Source organism: Arthrobacter sp. P1_C12_2 (assembly GCF_056406415.1).
This window is the reverse complement of the sequence record NZ_JBFUAF010000025.1, coordinates 1-12,390: the sequence shown is the minus strand read 5'-3', so window position 1 is coordinate 12,390 and position 12,390 is coordinate 1. Positions and strand designations below refer to the sequence as shown.

The 12,390-nt window shown below is 67.1% G+C and carries 11 protein-coding genes; 10 read left to right on the top strand and 1 reads right to left on the bottom strand.

What is annotated here, in order from left to right:
- Positions 1 to 4: 4 nt before the first annotated feature.
- Positions 5 to 397, bottom strand: coding sequence for a RidA family protein (locus tag AC1DZQ_RS20350; RefSeq protein WP_476965201.1), 393 nt, complete (start codon positions 395 to 397; stop codon positions 5 to 7).
- A gap of 129 nt (positions 398 to 526) precedes the next feature.
- On the opposite strand from AC1DZQ_RS20350, the gene AC1DZQ_RS20345 reads away from it, so the two are divergent.
- From AC1DZQ_RS20345 to AC1DZQ_RS20300, 10 genes are all read left to right on the top strand, one after another.
- Entirely contained in the window at positions 527 to 1,387 is an 861-nt protein-coding gene (locus AC1DZQ_RS20345) for a fumarylacetoacetate hydrolase family protein (RefSeq protein WP_476965200.1), read from the top strand.
- A 51-nt stretch (positions 1,388 to 1,438) separates the two neighbouring features.
- Entirely contained in the window at positions 1,439 to 1,918 is a 480-nt protein-coding gene (locus AC1DZQ_RS20340; protein WP_476965199.1) for a cupin domain-containing protein, read from the top strand.
- A gap of 5 nt (positions 1,919 to 1,923) precedes the next feature.
- A complete protein-coding gene (locus tag AC1DZQ_RS20335; protein ID WP_476965198.1) occupies positions 1,924 to 2,805 on the top strand; it encodes an acyl-CoA thioesterase in 882 nt (293 codons plus the stop codon).
- A gap of 54 nt (positions 2,806 to 2,859) precedes the next feature.
- Positions 2,860 to 4,551 carry an AMP-binding protein gene (locus AC1DZQ_RS20330; protein WP_476965197.1) on the top strand — a complete coding sequence of 564 codons (1,692 nt, stop codon included), beginning with the start codon at positions 2,860 to 2,862 and terminating at the stop codon, positions 4,549 to 4,551.
- A 10-nt stretch (positions 4,552 to 4,561) separates the two neighbouring features.
- The gene (locus AC1DZQ_RS20325) at positions 4,562 to 6,955 is read left to right on the top strand and encodes a bifunctional salicylyl-CoA 5-hydroxylase/oxidoreductase (protein ID WP_476965196.1); all 2,394 of its coding nucleotides are present in this window, start codon (positions 4,562 to 4,564) and stop codon (positions 6,953 to 6,955) included.
- A gap of 92 nt (positions 6,956 to 7,047) precedes the next feature.
- On the top strand, positions 7,048 to 7,404 hold the full coding sequence (locus AC1DZQ_RS20320; RefSeq protein WP_476965195.1) for a hypothetical protein: 357 nt from the start codon (positions 7,048 to 7,050) through the stop codon (positions 7,402 to 7,404).
- A 131-nt stretch (positions 7,405 to 7,535) separates the two neighbouring features.
- Positions 7,536 to 10,307, top strand: a complete 2,772-nt coding sequence (locus AC1DZQ_RS20315; RefSeq protein ID WP_476965194.1) for a PEP/pyruvate-binding domain-containing protein — start codon at positions 7,536 to 7,538, stop codon at positions 10,305 to 10,307.
- Between the two features lie 92 nt (positions 10,308 to 10,399).
- The gene (locus AC1DZQ_RS20310; RefSeq protein WP_476965193.1) at positions 10,400 to 11,353 is read left to right on the top strand and encodes an alpha/beta fold hydrolase; all 954 of its coding nucleotides are present in this window, start codon (positions 10,400 to 10,402) and stop codon (positions 11,351 to 11,353) included.
- 147 nt (positions 11,354 to 11,500) lie between these two features.
- Positions 11,501 to 11,704, top strand: coding sequence for a cold-shock protein (locus tag AC1DZQ_RS20305; protein ID WP_009357211.1), 204 nt, complete (start codon positions 11,501 to 11,503; stop codon positions 11,702 to 11,704).
- 313 nt (positions 11,705 to 12,017) lie between these two features.
- Positions 12,018 to 12,390, top strand: a 373-nt coding sequence (locus AC1DZQ_RS20300) for a hypothetical protein (RefSeq protein ID WP_476965192.1), incomplete at its 3' end; no start/stop codon positions are given.

The window sequence follows — 12,390 nt, the reverse complement described above, 5'->3', positions numbered from 1 at the left end:
GCCGTTATTGGATCACCGCAACGCCCTGAATTTCGATCAGGGCCTCCTTCTGCCAGAGCCGGCTGACGCCGATCCCTGCCATCGCCGGGTATTCAGACCCGGCCATTTCCCGCCAGAGCCGGCCGATTTCGCGCCCGTTCGCCATATAGTCGTCCACGTCAGTGAGGTAGATCGTGACGCTGACCAGATCCTCCGGAGCGCCGCCGGCTTCCGCCAGCGTGGCCAGGACATTGCTGAACGCCTGCTTAAACTGCGCCACAATGCCGCCGGGGACAATTTGCATGTCCCGATCCAGGGCCGTCTGACCGCCGAGATAGACGGTGTTTCCCGCCAGGATCCCGTGGGCGTAGCCAGAGGGCTTGGGCAGGGACGCCGGATTGATCGTCTTATTGGGCATCGAGTTTCCTTCAGGGTAAGTGGCAAGAATTTGTCCAAAAGGCTGTGACAGAAGTCTCCTTCGTGCTACGTTGAGCTTACGTGACGGTCGTAAAAAAGTCGACACATTCATTTGAAGGGAACAGCACTCATGAAACTTGCCACCTTGCGCACCGCGGAAAACGGTACGACGGCGGCCCTCGCGCTGGGTGCCGACGGCTACCTTCCGCTCCCCGCCCGCGATGTTGGGGAACTGCTGGCGCTCCCGGACTGGCAGGCGCTGGTCGCGGCCGTGGCCAAGGGTGAGAAATCCGCCATCCTCCCTGCCAACGAAGCGGAGCTGGCGGCGTTGCTGCCCACGGCCGGCAAGGTCATCTGCTGCGGCCTGAACTACTCGGACCATATCCAGGAGATGGGCCGCGAACTGCCCGAATACCCCACGCTTTTCGCCAAATACGCGGACACGTTGATCGGCGCCGCGGACACCATTGAGGTGTACGGCAGCGAGCGTGTCGACTGGGAAGCCGAGCTCGCCGTCGTTGTCGGTGCTTCGCTGACCCGGGCCGGCGAAGAGGCGGCGGAAGCGGCCATTGCCGGCTACACCGTGGCCAACGATGTCTCCATGCGCGACTGGCAAAGCCGGACGCTCCAGTGGTTCCAGGGCAAGGCGTTCGATGCCACCACGCCGCTGGGCCCGGTCCTGGTCACAGCGGACGAATTCCCGGCCGGGCACGGCTTCGATGTGCGCGGGCACGTCAACGGCGAGCTCGTCCAGCACGGAAACTCCAGCACGCTCGTGTTTGGCCCGGCGCGGCTGCTGTCCTATATCTCCCAATTCACCACCCTGCGGCCCGGTGACGTGGTCCTGACCGGCACGCCCGGGGGCGTCGGGATGGGCATGGAACCGCCGCGCTTCCTCAAGGACGGAGACGTCCTCCGCACCGAGATTGACGGGATCGGCCGGCTGGAAAACCTGGTCCGGATCCGCCAGGGCGCCACCGCCAGCCACTAAGCACGCTGCAAGCAAACTGCCAGCACCAAGAATCAGCCAGGAGTGAGAATCATGAGCGAAACCACCACCTACCGCGTCGAGGGCGATAACTCCATCTACGCCAACGCCGACGGCGCTGTTGTGCCCGTCGTTACCCGCGCTGGTGAAGAGGACACGAACACCGCCCAGTCGGGTGACTGCATCCGCGTCTCCGGCGTGTCCATCCAGCACACGCCCGCAACGAAGATCTGGTTCGGGCAGGTGTCCAACACGCCCGGCTACCGCTCACTGCCGCACCACCACGGCGAGGCGGAGACCGGCGGGTACGTGCTGCGCGGCCACGGGCGCATCTATTTTGGCGAGAACTACTCTGAATTCCTGGACATGAAGACCGGCGACTGGGTGTTCGTGCCGCCGTTCATGCCCCACGTCGAGGCAAACATGTCCGTCACCGAGGACCTGGTGTGGCTGACCGCCCGCACTCCGGAAAACCTGGTGGTCAACCTCCCGGACGTCAAGGATGAAATCCTCGCAGACTACCGGCGGGCGTAGGTTCCATGGACAGGGAATCTGTAATCATCGAAGCCGGCACGTCGGAGACGTTCCTGAGAGCCATCGAGCTGACGCCCGTGGAAGCGCAGGTCCATGACCTGGCCTTCGAGGCGGTGACCCAGTACGTACCGTGGCCCAAGTCCTACGGCGGCGACATGGTGGCCCAGTCCGCGGCCGCCATGATGCGCTCGGTGGGAGCGGACCGAACACTGCATTCCATGCACAGCTATTTCATGCGGCCCGTTGATATTGGCGCGGCCGTCCGCTACGAGGTGGAAATTCTGCGCGACGGGCGCGGCTACTCCACCCGCAGCGTCCGTGGCCACCAGAACGGCAAGACCGTTTTCGCCGCGATGGGCTCTTTCCACGTGCCGGAAACCGGTCCCGACTTCCAACCGGCGATGCCGGCCGCCGTGGACCCCGAGTCGCTGCGCAGCGCCGCGCAGGTGCTCGACGGCGTCCCCGGCCCGGCCGCCGAGTACTGGTCGCACGGACGCAGCTTCGACATGCGCCACATCCCGGGTCCTCTCTACCTTCACGTTGAAGGTCAGGCCGCCCCCGTGCAGGCCATCTGGGTCAAGGCGTTCGACCGCCTGCCCGGCGACGCGGACGTGCACCGAACGGCCTTGGCGTACGTCTGCGACTACACCATTCTGGAACCGCTGCTGCGCGTGAACGGGCTCAACTGGTCCTCACCCGGGCTCTCCACGGCCAGCCTGGACCACTCCATCTGGTTCCACCGCGATGTCCGCGCCGACGACTGGATGCTCTACACGCAGGAAGCAATATCCGGCCAACACAACCGCGGCCTCGCCATGGGCAGGTTCTTCTCCCGCGAAGGTCTGCTGTTGGCCACCGTCGCCCAGGAAGGCATGGTCCGCGCCTGAACCGGCGCACCAGCCTTCCCCATCCACATCGCATCGCAACCGAAAGGAACGGCCATGACATTGACGACATCGGCCCATGCGGACACCTTTACCCGCGACCATCTCCCGCCGGCCGAGTCCTGGCCCACCTTCGAATTCACCTTGCCGGAGCTGCAGTACCCGGACCGGTTGAACGCCGCCACCGTGTTGATCGACGACGCCGTCGCCCAGTTCGGTGCCGGCCGGCCCGCGCTGCACACGCCCGATGGGGACACCTGGACTTACGGTGAGCTGCTCAGGCACGCCAACCAGGTGGCCCAGGTGCTGACCGAGGACTTCGGCGTGGTTCCCGGGAACCGGGTGCTGCTGCGCGGCCCCAACAACCCGTGGATCGTGGCGGCCTGGCTGGGCGTACTGAAGGCCGGCGCCGTCGTCGTCACCACCATGCCGATGCTGCGCTCCGCCGAGATCTCCACGCTGATCGGTCTCACCAAGCCGGCGCTCGCCATCTCGGACCACCGTTTTGTCGAGGACCTGCGCACCGCCGCCGGGGAGGCGCTGCCGGTCATTACCTACGGTGCGGACGACGGCGGCGACCTCACCGCGCGCTGTGCCGCCAAGAGCGGAACGTTTGCGAACGTCGCGACCGCCGCCGACGACGTCGCCCTGTTGGGTCCGACTTCCGGCACCACCGGCGTGCCCAAGGTGACCATGCACTTCCACCGCGACATCCTGGCCAACGCCGACACGTTCGCCCGCTATCTTTTGAAGCCCACCCCGGACGACGTCTTTGCCGGCTCACCGCCGCTGGCGTTCACCTTTGGGCTCGGCGGGCTGGTCGTGTTCCCGCTGCGGTTTGGCGCCTCCGCGCTGCTGACGGAACGGGGCACGCCGCTGGAGCTGGCCGAGGCGGCCGCCGCCGCGAACGCTTCCATCCTGTTCACCGCACCCACTGCCTACCGGGTGATCCTGAAGGCCGGGCGCGGGGACCTGCTCAGCCGGCTGCGGATCGCCGTCTCCGCGGGTGAACACCTGCCGAAGGAAACCTGGCAGCACATTTACGAGGAAACCGGGGTCAAACTGGTCAACGGCATCGGCGCCACCGAAATGCTGCACGTGTTCATTTCGGCGGCGGACGACGACATCCACCCCGGCGCCACCGGCGTGGCCGTGCCCGGCTACCGCGCCATCATCCTCGATGCCGACGGCGCCGAAGCAGCACCCAACGAGGCCGGCAGGCTGGCCGTGATCGGCCCGACCGGCTGCCGCTACCTCGACGACCCGCGCCAGGCCAACTACGTCCACGACGGCTGGAACATCACCGGCGACACCTTCCTGCGGGACGACGACGGCTACTTCTTCTACCAGGCGCGCTCCGACAACATGATCGTGTCCTCCGGCTACAACATTGGCGCCCCGGAAGTGGAAGCCGCCATCAACGAACACCCCGATGTCGTGGAGAACGCCGTCGTGGCCCGCCCCGATGAGGAACGCGGCTCGGTGGTCTGCGCATTCGTCGTCCTGAGCGAGGGGGTGACCGGCGACGCGGCCAAGTGCAAGGAAATCCAGGACTTCGTCAAAGCGAGAATTGCGCCCTACAAGTACCCCCGCGACGTGCGGTTCGTGACCGAACTTCCGCACAATCCCAGCGGCAAACTCCAGCACTACCGGCTCCGTGAAGCCATCGCCCGCGAGCATGCCGCCGGCACCCCCGCAGCAGATGCTGCGGTGCGGGCCCGGATCAACGCCACCACGAACTCCCGATAGGACCAAAACCATGAAGATCGCAATTGTTGGCGGCGGCCCCGGCGGCCTGTACTTCGCCGCATTGATGAAGCAGCTGGACCCCTCCCACCACATCACCCTGTGGGAACGCAACGCCGCCAGCGACACGTTCGGCTTCGGTGTCGTGTTCTCCGACGAGACCCTCGGCGGCATCGGCAACGCCGACCCCGTAGTGGCCGACTACATGAGCCAGCGTTTCGCCCGCTGGAGCGACATCGACATCCACTTCAAGGATCAGCGGAACACCATCGGCGGGCAGGGCTTCGCCGCCATGGGCCGCAAAGAACTGCTGGAACTGCTGCAGCGGCGCACCCTGGAACTGGGCGTGGACGTCCGCTTCAGCACCATGGCACCGCCCGTCGACGTCCTGGAAGCCAACTACGATCTTGTGCTGGCCGCAGACGGCGTCAACTCCCAGATCCGCGCCAACTACGCCGACACGTTCAAGCCGACGCTGGACGTGCGCGGCAACAAGTACATGTGGCTGGGCACCGACAAGGTATTTGAGGCGTTCAAGTTCTTCGTCAAGGAGACCGAATGGGGTGTCATGCAGATCCACGGCTACCCGTACTCCGACGAAGGCTCCACGTTCATCGCCGAAATGTCTGAAGACGTCTGGCATGCGGCCGGCTTCGACGAGACCGCCAATGAAGTCTTCGCCCCCGGCGTGTCCGATGAAAAGGCGGTGGCAAAAATCAGCGCCATCTTCGCGGACGAGCTTGGCGGTCACCAGGTGCTCACCAACAATTCAAAATGGCTGAACTTCACCACAGTGCGCAACGAAAACTGGCGCGCCGGCAACATCGTGCTGCTCGGCGACGCGGCCCACACGGCCCATTTCTCCATCGGCTCAGGCACCAAACTGGCTATGGAGGACGCCCTGGCGTTGGCCGCTTGCCTGCACGAGCACGGCAGCGTGGTTCAGGCGCTGGCCGCGTACGAGGCCGAACGCCGTCCGGTGGTCGAATCCACCCAGCGCGCCGCCCAAGCCTCGCTGGAATGGTTTGAGAACATCGGCCAATACAAGGAACAGGACCCGGTTCAGTTCTGCTTTAATCTGCTCACCCGCAGCCGTCGCATCACCTATGACAACCTCAAGCTGCGCGACCCCGGATTTGCCGGGCACGTGGACGCGAATTTCGCCGCCTCCCAGGGCCTGGCCCAGGTGGCTCCGGCCATGTTCCAGCCGTACCGGATCGGCGCGCTGGAGCTGAAAAACAGGATTGTCGTCTCACCGATGGACATGTATTCGGCGGTCGACGGCGTCCCGGGGAACTTCCACCTCGTCCACCTCGGCAGCAAGGCCATGGGCGGGGCCGGGCTGGTCATGACGGAAATGGTGTGCGTCTCCGCCGAGGGCCGTATCACCCCCGGCTGCAGCGGGTTGTACACCGACGCCCAGCGTGAAAGCTGGGCGGAAATCGTGGACTTCGTCCACACCCAGTCCACCGCAAAGATCGGCGCCCAGATCGGCCACTCCGGCCGCAAGGGTTCCACCAAGCTCATGTGGGAGGGCATCGACGAACCTCTGGCCGACGGCAACTGGGACGTCACTGGCCCGTCCGCCATCCCGTACGGCCACCGCAACCAGGTCCCGCGGGAAATCACCCGGGCCGAAATGGACGACGTCCGGGAACACTTCGTGGCCGCAGCCCGCCGCGCCGACGCGGCCGGCTTCGATCTCCTTGAGGTGCACGCCGCCCACGGCTACCTGCTCTCCGCCTTCCTCTCGCCGCTGGCCAACAAGCGCGCCGACGAATACGGCGGCAGCCTGGAAAACCGTCTCCGGTACCCCTTGGAGGTGTTCGACGCCGTCCGCGCCGCCTGGCCCGCCAACAAACCGCTGACAGTGCGCATCTCCGCCACGGACTGGTGCGAGGGAGGCAACACGGTGGACGACGCCGTGGAGATCGCCCGCGCCTTCGTGAACCACGGCGCCGCGGGTATTGATGTTTCCAGCGGCCAGGTCGCCAAGGAGGAGAAGCCGGCCTACGGGCGCAGCTACCAGACCCCGTTCGCGGACAGGATCCGCCAGGAGGTGGCCGCCCCCGCCGGGGTGGCCGTGATAGCCGTTGGCGCCATTTCCTCTTACGACGACGTCAACTCGATCCTGCTGGCAGGCCGCGCTGACCTGTGCGCTGTGGGCCGTTCGCACCTGTACGACCCCCACTGGACGCTGCATGCCGCCGCCGAACAGGCATTCGTGGGCGACTCTGCGGCGTGGGCGTTGCCGTTCCGGGCCGGCAACCGGAAACCGCCGAGCGCCCGGACCGACGCCGTCCGCCCGCGCCTGTCCCTGCTCAAAGAACCGGAGACCGACGGCGCGCCCGTGCACGTGCGCTGGACACCGTCAACCGTAGCCAAGGGCCGCATTCTGGCCCCGTAGCTGTACTGTCCAGGGGCGTTTCGAAGGCGGCCGCACGGGTTCCCGCGCGGCCGTCTCCCCCGCCCTTGCACGGGCAAGGACGAGGGTCTAGCGTGAAGCGCATCAGCATCCGCCGCCGTCGAGGAGTCGTCATGGCCAGGTTTGTGCAGATCATCGAATTTCAGACCTCCCGCATCGAGGAGATCGAGCAACTCGGCCGGCCCTCCAGAACGGAGGGAACCACTGCCCCGACCTTCCGCCGCATCATGGCCACCGCAGACCGCGACCGCCCCGGAACCTACCTCACGATCGTAGAATTCGACTCCTACGAGTCGGCTATGGAGAACTCCAACCGGCCCGAGACGTCCGAATTCGCCGCGAAGATGGCCGCCCTGTGCGACGGCCCTCCGGTCTTCCGCAACCTGGATCTCATGTGGGATGACACCGGCGAGGCCGACGCCGGCCAGTAGGCCTGCAGCTTCGCTTGCCGGAGGGGCCGCCGGACTCAGGGCCGGTGGCCGGTTGTGGCTTGAACATGTGGTTTGAATATGTGGCTTGAAAACGCGGCTTGAAGACGCGGACAGGACGTGGGAGCAGGGAAATGGGTTCTGCAGATGGCAGGGCACCGGACAGTCTCGTCGTGGATCTCAGCGATCTGGGTTCCGCTCCCCTGCTGCTCGTTGGCGGAAAGGCCCTGAACCTCGGCAAGCTCACGGCGGCCGGCTTCCGCGTACCCCGCGGATTCTGCCTCACTACGGTTGCCTACCGAATGGCGGCCCCGGCGGAGCTGGACGCGCTGGCGGCCCGCCTGGACGCCGCGCAGCCCGACTCGTCGAATGACGGCGTAACAGGCGACGCCGAACCACGCCCCGGCCAGCCAGTCCGGCCCGGGTTGGCTCAGCCCGGACCTGATTTGGGCGAGCTGGCGAGGCAGGCGCGGGAAATGATCGTGACCGCGCCGATTCCCGCCGACGTCGATGCCGCCCTCCGCGGCGCGTATGCCGCGCTCGGCAGCCGGGCCACAGTGGCGGTCAGATCCTCCGCCACCGCCGAGGACCTGCCCTTCGCCAGCTTCGCCGGCCAGCAGGATTCCTTCCTCAACATCTCCGGAGCCGATGCCGTGGTCGAGTCTGCCCGGCGCTGCTGGGCCTCGCTCTGGACGGAACGGGCCGTGGCCTATCGTGCCGCCAACGGGATCAGCCACCGTGAGGTGGGGCTCGCCGTCGTCGTCCAGGACCTCATCACCGCCACCAGCGCCGGCGTGCTCTTCACCGCCAATCCTGTGACGGGCACCCGGACCGAAACGGTCATCGATGCCAGCGCCGGGCCCGGCCTGGCGGTGGTCTCCGGCAGCGTGAACCCGGACCATTTCGTCGTGGACACGGCTACAGGACGCGTCCTCCTCCGTTCACCGAAGGGGACCGCGGGCCGGCGACGGCCGAGCCTGGACGACGCCCTGATCCGCGAACTCACGACGCTGGGCGATACCGTCCAGCGGCTGTTCGGTACACCCCAGGATGTGGAATGGGTGATCGACGCCGCGGGCAAGATCTGGGTGACCCAGTCGCGGCCCATCACCACGTTGTATCCGCTGCCGGACCCTGCCGCCGCCGAACCCCTGGGCGCGGAGACGGGGGCCGCTGCTGACCCGCGCGTGTACCTGTGCGGCACCTTGCTCCAGGGCCTGACCCGGCCGCTGACGCCCATGGGGCTCTCCGTGCTGGGCTCAATGCGGAACCGCAACGGGCCATGGCGGTACGTCAACCCGGGGCTGCGGATGTATGTGGACGTGACGGCCATGGTGCGCAGCCGGTACGGCCGCCGCTACCTGCTGCGGATGCTGCCGCTGGCGGACGGGAGGTCCGGCGCGGTTTTTCCGGCACTCCTGGATGACCCGCGGTTCGGCGTGCGCAAACGGCCGCCCCGGCGGACACGGCACGGCGCGGGCAATGCCGCAGCACGCGATCCCGGGGCCATGGCCGGCCTGGGCCTGACGGTCCGGCTGCTTCCGTCCCTGTTGCGGGCCGCGGTGCGGCCGGCCGCCGAACTGCGCCGCGCCTTTGATTACGGAAGCCGCCTCGAAACCGAGCTTGTCCTGCCGGAGCCGGCAACCGCTTTTGGCCGGCTCGACCACGCCGAGCGCATCCTGCAGAACACCGTGGACGGGCTGATCCTGGCGACGCTGCCCGGACCGTCCGTTGGCTACCTCATGCTGGCCTGGGCCCGCAGGCTGCTGCGCGGCATCGCGGCACCGCGGGAACTCGAGGCCGTGTTGCGGGGGCTGCCCAACAACGTCACGACCGAGATGGATCTCGAGCTCTGGCAACTGGCCGTCACGATCGGCGCGCATGATGCGTCCCATGAGGTGTTCCTGGCCCACAGCCCAAGGGAACTGGCCACCCTGTACAAGGCCGGATCCCTGCCTGCAGTGGCACAGACCGGCCTGCACGGGTTCCTGGACCGCTACGGCCACCGCGCCGTGGCGGAGATAGACCTTGGCATGCCGCGGTGGTCGGAGAAGCCGGACCATATCCTCGGCATGATCTCGAACTACCTTCACGTGGTGGACCCCGAGCAAGCCCCCGACCGGCAGTTCGCCCGCGCCGAGGAACATGCCGAGGCCAGGATCCGCAGCCTGGTGGAACGGGCAAGGGTCCGGAGCCGGATCCGCGCCCGGGTGGTGGAGTTCTGCCTGCGCCGGACGCGCCAGTTGTCCGGGCTGCGCGAACTGCCCAAGTTCTACATCGTCCTCGCCCTCGCGGAGATGCACCGCCAGCTCAACGCGATCGGCATCGAACTGGCCCGATCCGGTGCGATCGCCGCCGCGGACGATGTGTATTTCCTAGAATTCGACGAGGTCCGCGTGGGCTTGCGGGGTGCCGACCTCAAGGGCATCGTCGCGGGCCGCCACCGGCTCTACGACGTCGAACTGCGCCGGCGCCGGATTCCCCGGCTCCTGCTCTCCGACGGCACGGACGTGGAGGCGGCCGTGATGGCCAAGTCCCCCGCCTCGGGCGCCCTCGCCGGGACACCGGCGTCGGCCGGCACCGCCACCGGAACGGTCCGGGTCATCCTGGATCCGGTGGGCGCGCACCTCGAGCCCGGGGAAATCCTCGTGGCGCCCTCCACCGACCCCGGCTGGACGCCGCTGTTCATGACCGCCGGCGCCCTGGTGATGGAAATGGGCGGGGTGATCTCGCACGGCGCCGTGGTGGCCCGCGAATACGGCATCCCGGCCGTGGTGGGCGTGCCGGACGCGACCACCCGGTTGCGGACCGGAGAGACCGTGACCGTGGACGGATCGGCCGGAACGGTGCGGCAGATGGACGCCCCCCTCTCCCCCGCGACCGCCGCCGGCAGCCTGGCTGGCTGAGCGTGATCCTCCGGACAGTCCCGGCGTCTGGCCGTCGGGTTGCAGCGGGACCGCCGCCGCCACGCCGCCATGCAAGGGGCTATGTTAGATAGATGGTGTCTGCCGGCAGCAACGCACAGGGCGGCCAGGTTCCCGAGCCCGAGGGCTTCGGTTCGGGGCTGGTGGACGATGCCGTCCGCCGGGACGCCGCGTTGCCCGACTTCGACTGGGCCGTCCTTCCGGAAGGCGTGGTGCGCGGCGAGTTCGAGGCGCCGAGCGGGACCCTGGCGACTATCTCCGCCGGAGATCCCGGGAAGCCGCGCGTCGTGCTCGTCCCGGGCGCAACCGGTTCCAAGGAAGACTTCATCCTCATGCTGCCCGAGCTCGCCGCGGCCGGCTACTTCGTCCTCAGCTGCGACATCGCCGGGCAGTATGAATCCGCCCGGGCCGGGCCCGAAAACCTCGTTCCGCCCCGGCGCCGCTACGACTACGAACTCTTCCGCGACGATCTCCTGGCCATGCTGGACGCCGAAGAAGGCGCGGTGCACGTTGTGGGGTACTCCTTCGCGGCGGTCGTCGCCCAACTGGCGTTCGCCCAACGGCCAGAGAAGTTCCGCAGCCTGACCTTGATCAGTTGCCCGCCCGAGCCGGGGCAGAGTCTCCGAGGCGTGCGCCTGGCCGGCTGGGTGAGCTGCTGGGTCAACGGCAGGGTCGGCACCGCATTGATGATTTGGGGTATCCGCAGGAACATTGCCCGGGTGGCGCCGCAGCGGCTGCGGTTCGTAAGGAGCCGGTTTGCGCTCACGCGCCGCGCCTCGGTGGTCGACATCATGGGCCTCATGAAGCACACACCGGATCTGCGGCGGGTGCTGGCGGCCGCGACGCTGCCAAAGCTTGTCGCCGTCGGCGAATACGACCTCTGGCCGCTGGCGCTGCACCGCGACTTCGCGCAGTCGATCGGTGCGCGGATTGCGGTCTACCGCGCGGGCCACAGCCCCAGCGAGACCTCGCCGTACCAGATCAGCCGGGACCTGATCGCGCTCTTCGACGCCACCGTCTCGGCCTGACGGAAGTGACCGGCCGAGACGAAGACCCCCAACAGACCCTTGCACCTCGGCCCGTGGCACCGTACGTTGGGGACAGCGGACGAATGTCTCCGCAGCCGTTGGCCTTATGGCCGCCGGAGATCAGCAGCATTTCAGAAGGATAAAGGCATGGCTACAGGCACAGTTAAATGGTTCAACGCCGAAAAGGGTTTTGGCTTCATTGCCCCGGATGACGGGTCGGCCGACGTTTTCGCCCACTACTCGGCAATCGCCACCAGCGGCTACCGGTCGCTGGACGAGAACCAGAAGGTTGAATTCGACGTCACGCAGGGCCCGAAGGGCCCGCAGGCTGAGAACATCCGCCCGCTCTAAGTACTCCGGAAAAAGCCCCGGCCGCCTGGCCGGGAAACTTTCCCCGAAGACCACAACGCCCCTCCGGAGGATTCCTCCGGAGGGGCGTTTGTGTTCGCCGGCCTGCTCACGGCGTCCCGACGCACACGGACCACCGGTGACTTGCGATGCGTCCGGATGAGCCGGCGCGTTAGGATCACGCAAATTTCTGACCCTCCGGCATATGGAAAGCGTTAAGGCCAGTTCCTGTGAAGCTCACGCGGTGCYGTCCTGAAGCGAGAGGACACCGCAGCCACCGTGGTCACGGTCTGGTCCTCGGCAGGAGCCACCTGAAATGAGCACCACGTTCCGACCGGCACCGGAGAAGTCTGCCAGTGGGGGCACCACCGAGGACTTCGTCGTCGTCGATGACAGCGGGGACTTTTCGTATTACCGGTCGGAACAGGATCTGTTGGCGGCGTTTGAGTACGTCGAGGAAGCTGCCTGCATCATCGACCGCAGCGGCAGTGCCTACCGTCTGGCGCTGGATCCGAACCGGCACCTGATCCTTGGACCCGCGCTGGGCCGGGTGGAATTCCATTGGCTCCGCCACGCGTGGCTGGACGCGCAAAACGCGCACCCGGAAGGGCACCGGCTCCGGCGCTTCTACCCCGTTACCAGGGATGAGGTGGTGTCGGGCCTGTTCGAAACCCTCGCCCCCCTCGCCC